A 16,938-nucleotide genomic window follows, 5' to 3' on the forward strand; every position below is an offset into this window, starting at 1 on the left:
TGCCGTCCCGCCCCGCCCCGCCACCTCACTGCGCGCCCCCGGCCGGCGCTCGCTCGGCCTCGTCACCGGGTCGCCGGCCTCCAGCGCCGCCAGCCGGCGCCGCGCGCCGAAGTCGGCCAGGGCCTCCGCCAGCTTGTGGACCGACGGCTCGGGAGCCATCACGTCCACCCGCAGGCCGTGTTCCTCGGCCGTCTTCGCCGTCGCCGGGCCGATGCAGGCGATCACCGTCACGTTGTGCGGCTTGCCCGCGATGCCGACCAGGTTCCGGACCGTCGACGACGACGTGAACAGCACCGCGTCGAAGCCGCCGCCCTTGATCGCCTCACGGGTCTCCGCCGGCGGCGGCGACGCGCGCACGGTCCGGTACGCCGTGACGTCGTCGACCTCCCAGCCCAGGTCGATGAGACCGGCGACCAGGGTTTCCGTGGCGATGTCGGCACGGGGCAGGAAGACGCGGTCGATCGGGTCGAAGACCGGGTCGTACGGAGGCCAGTCCTCCAGCAGGCCCGCCGCCGACTGCTCGCCGCTCGGCACCAGGTCCGGCTTCACGCCGAAGGCGATCAGCGCGTTCGCCGTCTGCTCGCCCACCGCGGCGACCTTGATCCCCGCGAAGGCGCGGGCGTCGAGGCCGTACTCCTCGAACTTCTCCCGGACCGCCTTCACCGCGTTGACCGAGGTGAACGCGATCCACTCGTAGCGGCCCGTGACCAGGCCCTTGACCGCCCGCTCCATCTGCTGCGGGGTGCGCGGGGGCTCCACGGCGATCGTCGGGACCTCGTGCGGCACGGCGCCGTACGACCGCAGCTGGTCGGAGAGCGACGCCGCCTGCTCCTTCGTGCGCGGCACGAGCACCTTCCAGCCGAACAGCGGCTTGGACTCGAACCACGACAGCTGGTCGCGCCGGGCGGTGGCACTGCGCTCGCCGACCACGGCTATGACCGGCCGGCCGCCCTCAGGGGAGGGCAGCACCTTCGCCTGCTTCAGCGTCTGCGCGATCGTGCCGAGCGTCGCCGTCCAGGTGCGCTGCCGGGTCGTCGTGCCGGCGACCGTCACCGTCAGCGGGGTGTCGGGCTTGCGGCCTGCGGACACCAGTTCGCCCGCCGCGGCGGCCACGGAGTCCAGCGTGGTGGAGACGACCACCGTGCCGTCCGACGCCCCGACCTCCGTCCAGCACCGGTCCGAGGCCGTACGCGCGTCCACGAAACGGACGTCCGCGCCCTGCGCGTCGCGCAGCGGCACACCGGCGTACGCGGGCACGCCGACCGCCGCCGCGACACCGGGGACGACCTCGAACGGCACCCCGGCCGAGGCGCACGCCAGCATCTCCTCGGCGGCGTACGCGTCGAGCCCGGGATCACCGGACACCGCACGCACGACCCGCCTGCCGCCCCGCGCGGCCTCCATGACAAGATGTGCGGCATCCCGCACCGCGGGGACACCGGCGGTTGTTGACGCGCCGTCGACGACCGTCAGCTGGGGCGTGCCCGTGCCCGGATCCGACGTGTCGGAGTCCGTGTGCACCTCGGTGACGCCCTGCCTCGCGTGCGTGCGTACGACGTCGAGCACCTCGTGCTCGGCGACGAGGACGTCCGCGTTGGCCAGCGCCTCCACGGCGCGCAGGGTCAGCAGTCCCGGATCCCCGGGTCCGGCACCGAGGAAGGTGACGTGCCCGTGTTCCGGAGGGGCGGGAAGGGTGGTGGGGCTCACTGTGCTCGCTCCCCCATCAGACCGGCCGCGCCCTGCGCGAGCATCTCGGCGGCGAGTTCGCGACCGAGCGTCATCGCCGCCTCGTGCGTCTCGGGCACGGGACCGGTGGTGGACAGCTGCACCAGCGTCGAGCCGTCGGTCGAGCCGACGACGCCGCGCAGGCGCATCTCCTTGACAATCTGCCCGTCGGCCAGCAAGTCGGCCAGCGCGCCCACGGGGGCGGAGCAGCCGGCTTCCAGGGCGGCGAGCAGGGAACGCTCGGCCGTCACGGCGGCCCGCGTGAACGGGTCGTCGAGCTCGGCGAGCGCGGCGACGAGCTCCGCGTCGTCCGCGGTGCACTCGATCGCCAGTGCCCCCTGGCCGGGGGCGGGCAGCACCGTGTCGACCGACAGGACGTCGGTCACCTCGTCACTGCGTCCGATCCGGTTCATTCCGGCGGCGGCCAGCACCACGGCATCCAGTTCGCCCTTCAGGACGTACCCGATGCGGGTGTCGACGTTGCCCCGGATCGGGACCGTCTCGATGTCCATGCCGCGGCTGCGCGCGTACGCGTTCAGCTGCGCCATGCGGCGCGGCGAACCCGTGCCGATGCGGGCGCCGCGCGGCAGGTCGGTGAGCTTCAGCGCGTCGCGGGTGACCATCACGTCGCGCGGGTCCTCGCGCACCGGGATGGCCGCCACGACGAGCTCGTCGGGCTGCGCCGTCGGCAGGTCCTTCAGCGAGTGCACCGCGAAGTCCACCTCGCCCCGCGCCAGCGCCTCGCGCAGCGCGGCCACGAACACGCCCGTGCCGCCGATCTGCGCGAGGTGCTCACGCGAGACGTCGCCGTACGTGGTGATCTCGACGAGCTCGACGGGCCGTCCGGTCACCTGGCTCACGGCTTCCGCCACCTGCCCGGACTGGGCCATGGCGAGCTTGCTGCGCCGCGTCCCCAGCCTCAGTGCCTTCTCAGTCATGCCGGCCCTCGGTTCCTTGCGTTCTTCTCGGTGCTTTCCCCGGCCCGGGAGACGGAGGCCACCGTCTCGGGGTCGAGGTCGAACAGGGTGCGCAGCGCGTCCGCGTACCCGGCGCCGCCGGGCTCGGCCGCGAGCTGCTTGACCCGCACCGTCGGCGCGTGGAGCAGCTTGTCGACCACCCGCCGCACGGTCTGGGTGATCTCCGCGCGGTGCTTGTCGTCCAGACCGGGGAGCCGTCCCTCCAGACGGGCGATCTCACCGGCCACCACATCGGCCGCCATGGTGCGCAGGGCGACGACGGTCGGCGTGATGTGCGCCGCCCGCTGCGCCGCCCCGAACGCGGCGACCTCGTCGGAGACGATACGCCGCACCTGGTCCACATCGGCAGCCATCGGAGCGTCCGCGGAGGCTTCCGCGAGCGACTCGATGTCGACGAGGCGCACCCCGGCGAGGCGGTGCGCGGCCGCGTCGACGTCGCGCGGCATCGCCAGGTCCAGCAGGAACAGCACGGGCTCGGGGCGCGACGGCTCGGCCACCGGCTCCGGACGGCGCCGCTCGGGGATCCGGCCGGCGGTGGACGCGGTCGCGGCGAGCGCGCCGATCAGCTCGGCGTCGGCCTCCGGGCCGCCGCGGCCGGTCCGGCTGCGGTCGACGGTCGTCCCCGCGGCCCACGCGGCGTGCTGCTCCAGCGTCGCCGCGTCCATACCGGCGACGGCGGCCTCGCCCATCACGGAGAAGCCGGGCCGTACGGCGGACAGGTCCAGCGGGCAGTTCTCCTCCGCGCCCACGGAGGTGGGCGTGAGCAGGACATCGGCCGCCTCGGCCGCCTCGTCGTCCAGGCCGACGACCGGCTGCCGTCCGACGCGGCCCTCGACACCCGCGGCGATCGCCTCGGCCGTCAGGACCAGTCCCGTCGCACCCGTACAGGAGACGACGACGTCGGCACGTGTCAGCTCGAACGGCACCGATTCCATCGGGACCGCGCGGGCCAGCACGTCCGTGTCGTCGCCCTCGGCGAGGATCTGCACGAGGCGCTCGGCGCGCTCGGGCGTGCGGTTGGCGATCACTATCTCGTCGACGCCGGCCCGCGCGAGCGTGGCCGCGGCCAGCGAGGACATCGAACCGGCGCCGATGACCAGCGCCTTCCTGTCCCGGGCCCAGGTCTCGACGGGCGCGCCGACGGCCAGCTGCTCCAGGCCGAAGGTGACCAGGGACTGCCCGGCGCGGTCGATGCCGGTCTCGGAGTGGGCCCGCTTGCCGACCCGCAGCGCCTGCTGGAACAGGTCGTTCAGCAGCCGTCCGGCGGTGTGCAGTTCCTGGGCGCGGGCGAGCGCGTCCTTGATCTGGCCGAGGATCTGGCCCTCGCCCACGACCATCGAGTCAAGACCGCAGGCCACCGAGAACAGGTGGTGGACGGCCCGGTCCTCGTAGTGCACGTAGAGATAAGGAGTGAGCTCCTCCAGGCCGACCCCGCTGTGCTGGGCGAGCAGCGTGGACAGCTCGGCGACACCGGCGTGGAACTTGTCCACGTCGGCGTAGAGCTCGATGCGGTTGCAGGTGGCGAGGACGGCGCCCTCGGCGGCGGGCTCCGCGGCGACCGTGTCCTGCAGCAGCTTGGTCTGCGCGTCCACGCTCAGCGAGGCCCGCTCCAGCACGCTGACCGGCGCACTGCGGTGGCTCAGTCCGACGACGAGGAGGCTCATGCCGGCATCACGGCGGGTACGTCCCCGTCGGGTCCCTGGTCGGTGGCGGCGGACCGCCGGCGGGCGGCGGCCGGGGCGGCGGCGGTGTCGGCCGCCGCCTCCTCGCCGGCCTTGCGCTGCTCGTGGAAGGCGAGGATCTGCAGCTCGATGGAGAGGTCCACCTTGCGCACGTCGACACCGTCCGGAACGGTCAGCACGGTCGGCGCGAAGTTCAGGATGGAGGTGACGCCGGCGGCCACGAGACGGTCGCAGACCTGCTGGGCGGCGCCGGCGGGGGTCGCGATCACGCCGATCGACACGCCGTTGTCCGTGATGATCGACTCGAGCTCGTCGGTGTGCTGCACCGGGATGCCGGCGACGGGCTTCCCGGCCATCGCGGGGTCGGCGTCGATCAGCGCGGCGACCCGGAAACCGCGGGAGGCGAACCCGCCGTAGTTGGCGAGGGCGGCGCCGAGGTTGCCGATCCCCACGATCACGACCGGCCAGTCCTGGGTCAGGCCGAGTTCACGGGAGATCTGGTACACGAGATACTCGACGTCGTAACCGACGCCCCTGGTCCCGTAGGAGCCCAGGTAGGAGAAGTCCTTGCGCAGCTTCGCGGAGTTGACCCCCGCGGCGGCCGCCAGCTCCTCCGAGGAGACCGTGGGCACCGAGCGCTCCGAGAGCGCGGTGAGGGCGCGGAGGTACAGCGGAAGGCGGGCGACGGTGGCCTCGGGAATCCCTCGGCTACGGGTCGCCGGTCGGTGAGTTCGGCCAGTTGCCACGGTGCTCCTGCGGGTAGAGCGGGGCTTCAGGCGGTCATACGTCAGGTCATACGTCTCCGGACCGCCCCGTCGCATGCAGGCTATGTCTTTGTGAACGCGTGCACAAAGATTGTGTCCGATTTGCCCGGCCAACGTGACCGGGGTCACGCGCCCCCGGCGCGCTCGCGGGGAACCGGCGCACGAGCACCGCCGTCCCTTTTCTTCTGGGGGCAAAACCGCACACTCTCCTCTGTGAATCCCGCCCCTGAGACCAAGTCACCATCGATCCTAAGCGACTTTCGGTCAGTTTGGACTGGTCGGTCAGTCAGTGAGGGCCTTGCGGAGACGGTCCTCGTTCACGCGCCAGAAGGTGTGCTGCTCGCCGTCGACGAGGACGACGGGGATCTGCTCCCAGTACCGGTCGTGCAGCTCCCGGTCCTCGGTGATGTCCTTGTGCTCCCACGGGACGCCGAGCTCCCCGCACACCTTCTCCACCACCACCTGCGCGTCGTCGCACAGATGGCAGCCGGGCTTGCGGACGAGGGTGACGAGCCGGTCCTGCGGGGCGACCGGCGTGCTGCGGCGGAAGAGAGGGCTCATGCGGGTCATTGTCGCGCGCGCCTCGACGCCCGGACCCGAAGAGTTCACGAGGCTCGAACCTCTCGGCTCCGGAACATTCGCGCCGACTGGCTATGCTCACGCCATGGCCGCTCTCGGATGGCTCACTCCCCGTAGGCGCTCCGCCACGGCGCGGAGCGTGTTGGCAGGCGAGGCCTCGGCGGAGGCAGCACGCAAGTCCACCCAGGAGGTTTCCGAACGCGAACCGGAATTCCCGGTCGTCGGGGACGAACGGGCCGCCGCGTTCTTCGACCTGGACAACACCGTGATGCAGGGCGCGGCCCTGTTCCACTTCGGGCGGGGCCTGTACAAGCGGAAGTTCTTCGACACCCGCGAGCTCGCCCGGTTCGCCTGGCAGCAGGCGTGGTTCCGGCTGGCCGGGGTCGAGGACCCCGAGCACATGCAGGAGGCCCGCGACTCGGCGCTCTCCATCGTCCAGGGGCACCGCGTCTCCGAGCTGCAGACCATCGGCGAGGAGATCTACGACGAGTACATGGCCGAGCGGATCTGGCCGGGGACCCGGGCGCTGGCCCAGGCGCACCTCGACGCCGGACAGCGGGTGTGGCTCGTCACGGCGGCACCGGTGGAGATCGCCACGGTGATCGCCCGCCGGCTGGGGCTGACCGGGGCGCTGGGGACGGTCGCGGAGTCGGTCGACGGCGTGTACACGGGCAAACTGGTGGGCGAGCCGCTGCACGGTCCGGCGAAGGCGGAGGCGGTCCGCGCGCTGGCACTCGCGGAGGAGCTGGACCTGGGCCGCTGCGCGGCGTACAGCGACTCGCACAACGACATCCCGATGCTGTCGCTGGTGGGCCACCCGTACGCGATCAACCCGGACTCCAAGCTCCGCAAGCACGCCCGCCGCATGGACTGGCGCCTGCGCGACTACCGCACCGGCCGCAAGGCGGCCAAGGTCGGCATCCCGGCGGCGGCGGGCGTCGGCGCGGTGGCCGGCGGCACGGCGGCCGCCATCGCCCTCCACCGCAAACGCCGCTGACCCGACCACCGCCCCCACAGGCAGCCACTACCGCCGCCCCCCCACCGGCACCCACCTGCCGTCTCCACAGGCAGCCGCCCGCCATCCCCACAGCCAACCGCCCGCCGTCCCCACCGGCAGCCGCTGCCGTTCCCGCGGGCAGTCGTGCCGCAGGGCGGCACGGGTGGGCGCGACAGCACCCCGTGAGCGCCGGGCCGCGCGAACACCCCCCGGCCCACACCCACGCGGCGCACCCCCTACCGCACCGGACGCGCAGACCCACCCCCGACCCGGACCGGCACCGGACCCCCGGTCAACCCTCGTCCCCTCACCGAACCGGTCACCGAGGACCACTTCCACCACCCCGCGCCCAAACCCGGCCAATCCAACCGCCCAACCCCGCAACCCCCTTGTCCAGCCCTCTTGGCTGCACACGGCCACAACCCGCCCCACTCCGCCCCGAAACACGAACGATCCCGATCAAAAACCGGTCACCAGACCACACCCAACCGCCCGTCAACCGGCTACAGAAGCGACGCAATCGGTGATTTGAGCAACTCGGCGTAGCAGCACCTTTACGAAGCGTTATTCTCCTCAGACGCAATCCGGTACCCACCCGTAGCCACGACGGGTGAACGGTTCCGCACTGCACGTGATGGAAGCTCTGCCTCTGGGAGTCCCGTGTACCCACACGTCGGGGTTGACGCCTCGGGCCTGGCTACGCTGCGCGCGACAGTCGCGACAGCCCGAGACCTGCTGCGCGGCATCGTCCCCGCCGCGCACACGGTCCCCGCGTTCGCCACCGCCCCCGCCGCCGGCCCGTGCTACGCCCTCGCCGACGGCGGTGCCGCGATCGACGGACGGGGGCGCCACCCCACGGTCCTCGCCACCACGGCCAAGGGGGGCTCCGCCAGGACGACCACCGGCGCCCCCGCCGCCCGCCGTCCCGCCGCCGACAGCGACAGCGCCCGGATGATGGACCTCGTCGAGCGCGCCCAGGCCGGCGAGGCCGAGGCCTTCGGACGGCTGTACGACCAGTACAGCGACACCGTCTACCGCTACATCTACTACCGCGTCGGCGGCAAGGCGACCGCCGAGGACCTCACCAGCGAGACCTTCCTGCGCGCCCTGCGCCGCATCGGCACCTTCACCTGGCAGGGCCGCGACTTCGGCGCCTGGCTGGTGACCATCGCCCGCAACCTCGTCGCCGACCACTTCAAGTCCAGCCGCTTCCGCCTCGAGGTCACCACCGGGGAGATGCTCGACGCCAACGAGGTCGAGCGCTCCCCCGAGGATTCCGTTCTCGAGTCCCTGTCCAACGCCGCCCTCCTCGATGCCGTACGACGACTCAACCCCCAACAGCAGGAGTGCGTCACGCTCCGATTCCTCCAGGGTCTGTCCGTCGCCGAGACCGCCCGCGTGATGGGCAAGAACGAGGGCGCCATCAAGACCCTCCAGTACCGGGCCGTCCGCACCCTCGCCCGGCTCCTCCCGGACGACGCCCGCTGACCGCGCGCACCCGCGGGCCGGAACACGCTCAGCGACACCCAACTCACGGTGTGTGAAACCCGGTTGGCTTCCTCATTCGGTCGACCCGGTTCCGTAACCCAAGTGCCGCGCCCGTCGTTGTGCGGGATACAGGCTCCCTGTGGTCACCCCCTGACCGACTTCGATCACCCGTTCGTGTGGCCGTGGTCAGGGCGGGGACCCCTCAGGACCCCCTGGGGAGTCGACCGTGATGACGAGAGGAGGTGCCGCCAGTGATCGCGAACGTATCGGCGCACCGGCGGGCGAACGCCTTCGCCCAGGCCCTGGAGGAGCAGTCCGACCGGGGCACGGCGGCCGAGCAGTCCGAAGGATCGGCACCGGCCCCGGCCGCCGCCGCGGAGACCGAGCGGGCACAGCTGCTCGCACTGGCCTCCGGCCTCGGCGCGCTGCCCAAGCCGGAACTGGACCCCGAGGTCAAGGTCGTCCAGCGGGCCCAGCTGGTGGCCGCGTTCGAGGCCATGCTCCAGGAGGGCGCCGCTGCGGGCGAGACGACGGATCAGGCCGTACCCGGACAGCGCTCGCGCCGGGCCGGGGGCGCCCACCGGGCGACCCCGCTGGGCAGACTGCGACCGCGGTCGCGGCTGGCCAAAGGACTCACCGCGGGCGGACTCACCGTCGGCGTCGCCGCCGGCGCCCTGGGCGGAGTGGCCGTCGCCAGCTCCGACGCCCTGCCCGGTGACTCCCTCTACGGATTCAAGCGAGGCATCGAGGACGTCAAGCTCGGCCTCGCCGACGGCGACGACGAGCGTGGCCGGGTCTACCTCGACCACGCCTCCACCCGCCTCGGCGAAGCCCGCCGGCTGATGGAGCGCGACCGCGGCGGCTCCCTCGACCACGAGTCCCTCGGCGAGATCCGCCGCGCCCTGTCCGGCATGCGGCACGACGCCGCCGAGGGCCACCGGCTGCTGCGCGAGGCGTACGAGCGCGACCCGGACTCCCTGGGCCCCATGCAGGCCCTCTCCTCCTTCTCCCAGGCGCACCGCCACACCTGGGGCACCCTGCGCGACCGGCTGCCCGTGCAGCTGGGGGACGTGAGTCAGCAGGTCTCGTCGGTGTTCGACGCCATAGAGGAAGACGTCGCCCCGCTGCGGTCGCTGCTCCCCCAGCCCCCGACCGGCGAGGAGGGCGACGGCGCACAGCGGCGCGGCTCCGAGTCGGCACCCGCCACCCCGCCGTCCGGCACGACCCCCTCGCAGTCCTCCGGCACCGGCGGCGACACCTCCGGCGAACGCGATTCCGGCAGCGCCGGGCCCTCCGGTTCCGCCGACGCCGACCGCGAGAGCGACGGCCTGCTCGGCGGCAACACCGGCGACCTGCTCGACCCGCCCGAGAAGAGCGGCGCCGTCACCACCCCGCCACCGTCGACGGGCGGCTTCACCCCGCCCTCCGCCCCCGACGTCACCCTCCCGCCCCTCCTGCCCGGCCTCCTCCCGGGCCTGGGCATCGACAGCGAGGACGCCGAGTAGGACCGGATGCGCAGCTGTCCGCGCCCCTGGAGGAACGCGGGCAGCTGCGCCCCTTCAGGGGCGGGGGGAACTGCGCGAGCCACCACGACCTGCCCGCACCCGCCACACGACCCACCACACCGGGCTCTCCCACGCCCCGGGACCAAAAAGGGGCACCCTTAGAAGAACACCGACCGCCGCTGCACCAGCAGCTTGTACAGCGTGTGCTGGATCTGCTCCCTGACCTGGTCGGTCAGGTTGAACATCAGCATCGGGTCGTCCGCCGCCTCCGGCGGATACCCGTCCGTCGGGATCGGCTCGCCGAACTGGATCGTCCACTTCGTCGGCAGCGGAATCGCCCCCAGCGGACCCAGCCACGGAAACGTCGGCGTCAGCGGGAAGTACGGAAAGCCCAGCACCCGCGCCAGCGTCTTCGCGTTGCCGATCATCGGGTAGATCTCCTCCGCCCCGACGATCGAACACGGAACGATCGGGACGCCCTGCCGCAGCGCCGTCGAGACGAACCCGCCGCGCCCGAACCGCTGCAGCTTGTACCGCTCGCCGAACGGCTTCCCGATGCCCTTGAACCCCTCCGGCATCACCCCCACCAGCTCGCCCTGCGCCAGCAGGCGCTCGGCGTCCTCCGCGCAGGCCAGGGTGTGCCCGAGCTTGCGGGCGAGTTCGTTGACCACGGGCAGCACGAACACCAGGTCCGCCGCGAGCAGTCGCAGATGACGGCCGGCCGGATGGTGGTCGTGGACGGCGACCTGCATCATCAGACCGTCCACCGGCACCGTCCCGGAGTGGTTGGCGACGATCAGCGCGCCGCCCTCCGACGGGATGTTCTCGACACCCTTCACCTCGACCCGGAAGTACTTCTCGTACACCGGCCGCAGCAGGGACATCAGGACCTGGTCGGTGAGCTCCTCGTCGTAGCCGAAGTCGTCGACGTCGTAGTCCCCGGTGAGCCGGCGGCGCAGGAACGCCAGACCGCTCGCGACCCGCCGCTCCAGCCCGCCGGCTCCGCCGTCCGTGCCGCCACCGGCCGGTTCCTGGGGCTGCTCGTCCACACCGGTCACCGGATCATCATCCCGCACGGGCGTCACGCCCGGCAGCGGCTGGACCTCCCCGACCGCCGCAGGCTGCGCGCCGCCCTGGCGCCGGCTCCCCGCGCCCCGGCGGCGCGACGGGCGCTGCGCGGCACCCCCACGCGAGCGGTGGTCGTCGTCGAACGGAATGACCTTGGCGTCCGCCATCGTTGCTGCGCTCCTCAGTTGACGCCCCGCGTCGGGGAGTGACCGCTGCCCGGCAGGGGCAGCACGGCGATCCGGTCGACGGCCCTCGCGAGCGTCTCCGGCGGAAGCAACCCGGGGCCGCGGCCGCGCACGAAGTCCGCAAACGTTTCAGCAGTCGAGTACTTCGGGGTGAAGCCCAGCGTCTCCCGCATCTGGTCCGTCGCCACCACCCGCCCGTGCGTGAGCAGCCGGATCTGCTCGGGCGAGAAGTCCGTCATCCCCAGCGTACGCACCAGCGAGCCCGCCCAGCTGACCGCGGGAAGCAGCAGCGGCACGGTCGGCCGGCCCAGCCGCCGCGAGCACTGCGAGAGCAGCAGCACGCCGTCGCCGGCGATGTTGAAGGTGCCGCTGTTGAGCGTGGAGCGCCTCGGTTCGTGCGAGCCGATCCGCAGCACCTCGACGACGTCGTCCTCGTGCACGAACTGCAGCCGCGGATCGTAGCCCCACACGGTCGGCAGCACCGGCAGCGAGAAGTACGAGGCGAGCGGGCTGTCCGCGGCCGGGCCCAGGATGTTGGCGAACCGCAGCACGCACACGGCGACGTCCGGACGGCGGCGCGCGAAGCCGCGCACGTACCCCTCGACCTCGACCGCGTCCTTCGCGAAGCCGCCGCTGGGCAGGGACTTGGGCGGGGTCGACTCGGTGAAGACCGCCGGGTCGCGGGGCGCGGAACCGTAGACGTTCGTACTGGACTTCACGACCAGCCGCTTGATGGTCGGGGACTTCTGGCAGGCGCCCAGCAGCTGCATGGTGCCGATGACGTTGGTCTCCTTCAGCGCGGTCCGGCCGCCGCTGCCGAGCGGCGTGCCCGTCACGTCGAGGTGGACCACCGTGTCGGCGCCCGACTCGGCGAGCACCCGCGCGATGGTGGGCTGGCGGATGTCCGTCCGGACGAAGTCCGCGCCGCCCAGGTGGTGCTCGGGCGGGACCGCGTCCACACCGACGACCCGGTCCACCTCCGGATCCCTCAGGATCCGCCGGACGAAACGGCCCCCCAGCTGACGGGCCACCCCGGTCACGAGCACGACCTTTCCCAAGATCAGCGCCTTCCTCTCGCCCTGCTCCCGACGGCCAACCTACCGGGTCGCCGTCGCTCTGTGGTGCCGGCCGGATGCTTGAAGTGACGACATCCCCGGACGTACGCATGGCAGTGGCCCCCCACCGGAGTGCGGTGGGGGGCCACTGGACACGCTCTCGCGCTGTCGCTTACTTCTTGTTGCGACGCTGGACGCGCGTGCGCTTGAGCAGCTTGCGGTGCTTCTTCTTGGCCATCCGCTTGCGCCGCTTCTTGATAACAGAGCCCACGACTACCCTCGCTCACTTCTCATCACTCGGTGTTTGGGCGCCATGGGCCCACACGACCTACGAGGGGCTAGCCTACCCGCCCGAGCGCCGAGACCGTAATCGAGGTGACCGGGGAGGCCCGCGAGTGCCCGGTACGGACCTCCCCGGATCGCCGTCAGGCGGAGTCCACCCCCACGTAGCTCTCGCGGAGGTACTCGTGAACCGCTTGCTCCGGGACGCGGAAGGACCGCCCCACCCGGATCGCGGGCAGATGACCGCTGTGCACCAACCGGTACACGGTCATCTTCGACACTCGCATCACCGAGGCGACTTCCGCCACGGTAAGGAACTGAACCTCGTTCAGAGGCCTCTCGCCAGCTGCAGCCATGACACACCTGAACCTTCCGCACTCGACGGCCACCGGCTTCCCCTTCCGGTGACTCTTCGTCGTTGCGTGCTCACTCCCCAATGTAGGGGCGGGTGATGCGAGTGGGGAAGAGGTGCACCCATCGGCGGCCTACTGTGACAGACACGCTCGATTGAGTACGTAGCGGGCCAGCGGCAGGTAGTGATCGGACCGCACGCCGTCATCAAGTGGAACGACGAGGGACACGGCCCCCTCGGCCTCTCCCACGAACGGCGCGGGGTCGTTCACATCAGCCGGCCCCACGGCCTCGAACCCCAGCTGACCTGCTCCGCAGACCCAGCCGTGGTCTCCGATCACCAGCTCCGGAAGCGGCCCGCCGGCGTCGGCCGCCGCGGCGAGCGCGGTCCGAACCGGGAGGGGGGAGTGCGTGTGTGCGCCGGGCTCACCACCGGGGCGTTCCGCGGTCGCGCCCCGGACGAGCCCGACTCCCCGGACGTAGTCGAGGTTGTACGTGCGTAGACCGAACCTGGTCGTTATGTCGACACAGCGACCCTGCGCCGGGGTGAGGACGGCACATCCCGCCGCCGACAAGGCGTCTGCCAGAACGGCGTAGAAGCCGAGCAGCCGGTGCGGGTGACCGGTGCCGAACAGGACCGGCCCGCCACGCTCCGCAGCGACCGCCAGCCGCTCCGCTAAGGCGTCCAGGGCGGCCAGGGTCCGCCCGGGGTCGATCACATCATGGCCGAAGGTGTGCGCGGAATCGGCCGAAACCCCGCACCTGTCCGCCATCAGAGCGAGCAATTCCCGCTCACCCCATACCCGTTCGGGCTCCAACCCGATCAGCAGACGCGGATCCCGGGCGGCGAACAGCCGGTAGCTCCGCAGGCTCTCCTCCCGCGTGGTGCCCACGACCCCGGCGAGCCGGGCGGCGAGGAGATGCGCACGGAGCTCGGCAGGGGTCAGCACGGAAGCGATGGTGCGGGACACCGGAGCCCCGCGGGCCCGGAACGGGGGAACACCGCACGGTCGGCGTAACGGAACCCCCGTGCACGGCCGCCCGTACAGCCGTCAGGGCAGCAGCCCCCGCAACGGGAACACCGCGCGTCGCGCCGCCAGGATCGCCTGGTCCACACGGTCCGCCGGGTCGTACCCCTCGTCCCACGCGGCCCAGGACACCGGCCACCGCCCGTCCGTCATCCGCCGCGGCGCCGGCTGCCGGGTCCGGGCGTACACCTCCTGCCGCCAGCCCTCGGGGATCATCGTCGTGGGCTCCACCGGCCGCTCGGCCGCGATCCCCACCAGATGGGTCCAGGACCGCGGCACCACCTCCACCACCGCGTAACCGCCACCGCCCAGCGCCACCCACCGCCCGTCGGCGTGCTCGTGCGCCAGCTCGTGGCACGCCACCTGCACCGCCCGCTGCGCGTCCAGCGACACCGCCAGGTGCGCCAGCGGATCCTCGAAGTGCGTGTCGGCCCCGTGCTGCGTCACCAGCACCTGCGGCCGGAAGTCCGCGAGCAGCTCCGGCACGACGGAATGGAACGCCCGCAGCCACCCCGCGTCCCCGGTCCCGGCCGGCAGCGCCACGTTGACCGCGCCGCCCTCCGCGCCGCCCGCCCCCGTCTCCTCCGGCCACCCGGTCTGCGGGAACAGCGTCCGCGGATGCTCGTGCAGCGAGATCGTCAGCACCCGCGGGTCCTCCCAGAACGCCGCCTGCACCCCGTCCCCGTGGTGCACGTCGACGTCGACGTACGCGACCCGCTCCGCGCCCAGCTCCAGCAGCCGGGCGATCGCCAGCGCGGCGTCGTTGTACACGCAGAAACCGGAGGCCGCGCCCGGCATGGCGTGGTGCAGCCCGCCCGCGAAGTTCACCGCGTGCGGCGCGTCCCCGCGCCACACCGCCTCCGCCGCGCCCACGGACTGCCCCGCGATCAGCGCCGACACCTCGTGCATCCCGGCGAACGCGGGATCGTCCACCGTCCCCAGCCCGTACGCCTGGTCCGCGGCCGCCGGATCGGCCGACGCGGCCCGCACCGCCCCGATGTAGTCCTCCCGGTGGACGAGCCGCAGCGTCGACTCCCCGGCCGCCTTCGCGGCGACCACCTCCACCTCCCGGTCGAGCCCGAGGGCGCCCACCAGACTCCGGGTCAGCGCCAGCCGGACCGGATCCATCGGATGGTCCCGGCCGAAGTCATAGCCCGTCACTGCCTCGTCCCACATCAGCTGTACGCGCCCGCTCATGCCCGCCACCGTATCGGTCCGGCTCCGCGGCGAACGACCTGGCGTACACGAGCGTCACCAGGACCAACACCATCGGCACAAGCATCGCCCCGCGGTAGCTCCAGGCGTCGCCGAGCGCCCCGACCAACGGCGAACCGATCAGGAAACCCACGTAGTTGAAGACGTTCAGCCGCGCCACGGCAGCGTCCGAAGCCCCCGGACGGCCGCTCTCGAAGGCCCGCCGCCCGGCCGCCGCGAAGGTCTGCGGCACCAGCACGCACAGCCCGAGCCCCAGCAGCGTGAACCCGAGCATCCCCACCCACGCACCGGACGCCCCGGCCACCACGGCGAACCCCACCGCCGCCACCAGCGCCCCGGCCCGCACCACCGCCACGGCCCCGAACCGCCGCACCCCGACGTCCCCGATCGCCCGCCCCAGCAGCGTGGTGACCATGTAGACGTTGTACGGAACGGTCGCCAGCTGCTCCGAACCCCCCAGCACGTCCTGGAGGTACTTCGCACTCCAGTTGGAGACCGTCGAGTCCCCGATGTACGCCACCGTCATCACCAGGCACAGCGGCAACAGCCACGTGAGGCCGCCAACCGCCGGCCCGCCCTCCGCGTTCTCCCGGGCCGGCTCCCCACCCCCGTCGACGTACCACCGACTGCCGACCAGCGCGGCCGGCAGCAGTACCAGCACCACCGGCAGGTACGACACCCACAGCGCCAGGTCCTCGTGCGCCCCCACCCACGCGAGCGACGCCCCGACGATGCCGCCCAGGCTGTACGCGGCGTGGAAACTCAGCATGATGCTGCGCCCGTACGCCCGCTGCAGGCTCACCCCGAGCATGTTCATCGACGCGTCCAGCGCCCCCACGGCCAGCCCGAACGCGGCCAGCGCCACCCCGAGCACCGCCATGTGCCCGCCCGCTCCGACGCCCAGCAGCGCCAGCAGCACCACCGGCTGCGACCACCTCAGCACCCGGCTCGGCGGCACCCGCTTCACCAGCCGCTCCGTGGTGACGCTCCCGATGCCCGCCAGGATCGGCACGGCGGCGAGGAAGACCGGCAGCAGCGCGTCCGAGACCCCGTACCGGTCCTGGACGGCCGGGATCCGCGTCACCAGCAGAGCGAAGGCGACGCCCTGCACGAGGAAGCCGAACGCCAGTGAGGCCCTGCCGCGCCGCAGCACATCAGTCATGGCGGCGAGCGTAGGGCTCGGGGGTACCGGTGGGTAGATCCGGTCAAAGATGAATTGCCCTCAGCTTCGCGCCCGTGAGAGCAGGGGGAGCAACTCCCCCATGTCCTCGAAGAGTCCTGTGGCCCCGGGGAGCTTCGCCGCGGGCGTCATCGCGGTGAACCCGTACACGTCCATCCCGGCCGCGACCGCCGCCCGGACGCCCAGCGGGCTGTCCTCGACGACCACACACCGCTCGGGCGCCACGCCCATCCGCTCGGCGGCGTACAGGAACAGGTCCGGTGCCGGCTTCCCCCGCCCCACATCCTGCGAGCTGAAGATCCGCTCGTCGTCGAACCACCGGTCGATCCCGGTCGTGCGGTGCCCCACCCGGATCCGCTCATGGCTCCCGGACGAGGCCACGCAGTACGGCACCCCGTCGGCGGCCAGTTCCTCGAGTACGCCCGTGGCGCCGGCGACCGGCTTCAACTCCCGCTCGAACGCGGCGAAGACCCGGGCGTGGAACACGTCGTCGAAGTCCGCCGGCAACCGCTGCCCCGTCCGTTCCTCGACGAGATCGTGCACACGGTGCATGGCGGAGCCCATGTAGTCACGGATGGAGTCCTCGTACGAGGTCGGATGGCCGAGTTCGGTGAGATGGGCGGCCAGGAGCCGGTTGGAGATCGGCTCGCTGTCGACGAGAACACCGTCGTTGTCGAAAATGACGAGGTCATAGCGCATGACCTCGACTCTAAACGCAGAAAACCCCGCACCATACGGTGCGGGGTTTTCTACACTATTTGTTCGGCGGCGTCCTACTCTCCCACAGGGTCCCCCCTGCAGTACCATCGGCGCTGTAAGGCTTAGCTTCCGGGTTCGGAATGTAACCGGGCGTTTCC

The 16,938-nt window shown here is 72.1% G+C and carries 15 protein-coding genes, 1 rRNA gene and 1 pseudogene; 3 read left to right on the forward strand and 14 right to left on the reverse strand.

The features are described from left to right. Positions 1 to 30: 30 nt before the first annotated feature. The 5 genes and pseudogenes from ADK41_RS03345 to ADK41_RS03365 all read right to left on the reverse strand — a co-directional run. A pseudogene (locus ADK41_RS03345) lies at positions 31 to 1,707 on the reverse strand (uroporphyrinogen-III synthase); the annotation flags it as partial. Then, complete coding sequence (hemC, locus tag ADK41_RS03350; RefSeq protein WP_030822934.1) at positions 1,704 to 2,663, reverse strand: hydroxymethylbilane synthase; 960 nt, start codon at positions 2,661 to 2,663, stop codon at positions 1,704 to 1,706. The gene hemC and the pseudogene ADK41_RS03345, both read right to left, overlap by 4 nt. Continuing rightward, on the reverse strand, positions 2,660 to 4,366 hold the full coding sequence (locus tag ADK41_RS03355) for a glutamyl-tRNA reductase (protein WP_030822931.1): 1,707 nt from the start codon (positions 4,364 to 4,366) through the stop codon (positions 2,660 to 2,662). Before ADK41_RS03355 ends, hemC begins: the two co-directional genes overlap by 4 nt. Then, on the reverse strand, positions 4,363 to 5,130 hold the full coding sequence (locus ADK41_RS03360) for a redox-sensing transcriptional repressor Rex (protein WP_030822928.1): 768 nt from the start codon (positions 5,128 to 5,130) through the stop codon (positions 4,363 to 4,365). The genes ADK41_RS03355 and ADK41_RS03360 overlap by 4 nt, the downstream gene beginning before the upstream one ends. Positions 5,131 to 5,430: 300 nt before the next feature. Then, a complete protein-coding gene (locus tag ADK41_RS03365) occupies positions 5,431 to 5,709 on the reverse strand; it encodes a glutaredoxin family protein (protein ID WP_030822924.1) in 279 nt (92 codons plus the stop codon). Positions 5,710 to 5,812: 103 nt separating this feature from the next. Between ADK41_RS03365 and ADK41_RS03370 the strand changes: the two genes are divergently transcribed. The 3 genes from ADK41_RS03370 to ADK41_RS03380 all read left to right on the forward strand — a co-directional run bounded on the left by ADK41_RS03370 (position 5,813) and on the right by ADK41_RS03380 (position 9,717). Beyond that, positions 5,813 to 6,724, forward strand: coding sequence for an HAD family hydrolase (locus tag ADK41_RS03370; RefSeq protein ID WP_051843050.1), 912 nt, complete (start codon positions 5,813 to 5,815; stop codon positions 6,722 to 6,724). A 660-nt stretch (positions 6,725 to 7,384) separates the two neighbouring features. Next, positions 7,385 to 8,212: an ECF subfamily RNA polymerase sigma factor, BldN family gene (locus ADK41_RS03375; protein ID WP_030822910.1), complete on the forward strand. Its 828-nt coding sequence runs from the start codon at positions 7,385 to 7,387 to the stop codon at positions 8,210 to 8,212. Between the two features lie 251 nt (positions 8,213 to 8,463). Further along, positions 8,464 to 9,717 (forward strand): DUF5667 domain-containing protein, encoded by a 1,254-nt coding sequence (locus tag ADK41_RS03380; RefSeq protein ID WP_030822907.1) that lies wholly within the window; start codon positions 8,464 to 8,466, stop codon positions 9,715 to 9,717. A 158-nt stretch (positions 9,718 to 9,875) separates the two neighbouring features. Here ADK41_RS03380 and ADK41_RS03385 read toward each other — a convergent pair whose 3' ends face one another. The 9 genes from ADK41_RS03385 to rrf form a co-directional block, all read right to left on the reverse strand. Continuing rightward, the gene (locus ADK41_RS03385) at positions 9,876 to 10,952 is read right to left on the reverse strand and encodes a lysophospholipid acyltransferase family protein (RefSeq protein ID WP_030822897.1); all 1,077 of its coding nucleotides are present in this window, start codon (positions 10,950 to 10,952) and stop codon (positions 9,876 to 9,878) included. 14 nt (positions 10,953 to 10,966) lie between these two features. Beyond that, complete coding sequence (locus ADK41_RS03390; protein WP_030822894.1) at positions 10,967 to 12,028, reverse strand: NAD-dependent epimerase/dehydratase family protein; 1,062 nt, start codon at positions 12,026 to 12,028, stop codon at positions 10,967 to 10,969. A gap of 169 nt (positions 12,029 to 12,197) precedes the next feature. Next, complete coding sequence (locus ADK41_RS38680; RefSeq protein ID WP_003948845.1) at positions 12,198 to 12,296, reverse strand: 30S ribosomal protein bS22; 99 nt, start codon at positions 12,294 to 12,296, stop codon at positions 12,198 to 12,200. 154 nt (positions 12,297 to 12,450) lie between these two features. After that, positions 12,451 to 12,663 carry a helix-turn-helix domain-containing protein gene (locus tag ADK41_RS03395; RefSeq protein ID WP_157847821.1) on the reverse strand — a complete coding sequence of 71 codons (213 nt, stop codon included), beginning with the start codon at positions 12,661 to 12,663 and terminating at the stop codon, positions 12,451 to 12,453. Positions 12,664 to 12,792: 129 nt separating this feature from the next. After that, a complete protein-coding gene (locus ADK41_RS03400) occupies positions 12,793 to 13,608 on the reverse strand; it encodes a phosphatase (protein ID WP_030822888.1) in 816 nt (271 codons plus the stop codon). 102 nt (positions 13,609 to 13,710) lie between these two features. Next, a complete protein-coding gene (locus ADK41_RS03405; protein WP_030822884.1) occupies positions 13,711 to 14,883 on the reverse strand; it encodes an acetoin utilization protein AcuC in 1,173 nt (390 codons plus the stop codon). Next, a complete protein-coding gene (locus ADK41_RS03410; RefSeq protein WP_030822881.1) occupies positions 14,834 to 16,063 on the reverse strand; it encodes an MFS transporter in 1,230 nt (409 codons plus the stop codon). The genes ADK41_RS03405 and ADK41_RS03410 overlap by 50 nt, the downstream gene beginning before the upstream one ends. Before the next feature lie 60 nt (positions 16,064 to 16,123). After that, the gene (locus tag ADK41_RS03415) at positions 16,124 to 16,780 is read right to left on the reverse strand and encodes an HAD family hydrolase (protein WP_030822878.1); all 657 of its coding nucleotides are present in this window, start codon (positions 16,778 to 16,780) and stop codon (positions 16,124 to 16,126) included. 61 nt (positions 16,781 to 16,841) lie between these two features. After that, positions 16,842 to 16,938: ribosomal RNA gene (gene rrf / locus ADK41_RS03420) — 5S ribosomal RNA — on the reverse strand; the annotation flags it as partial.

Source organism: Streptomyces caelestis, from assembly GCF_001279005.1.
GTDB lineage: Bacteria > Actinomycetota > Actinomycetes > Streptomycetales > Streptomycetaceae > Streptomyces > Streptomyces heliomycini.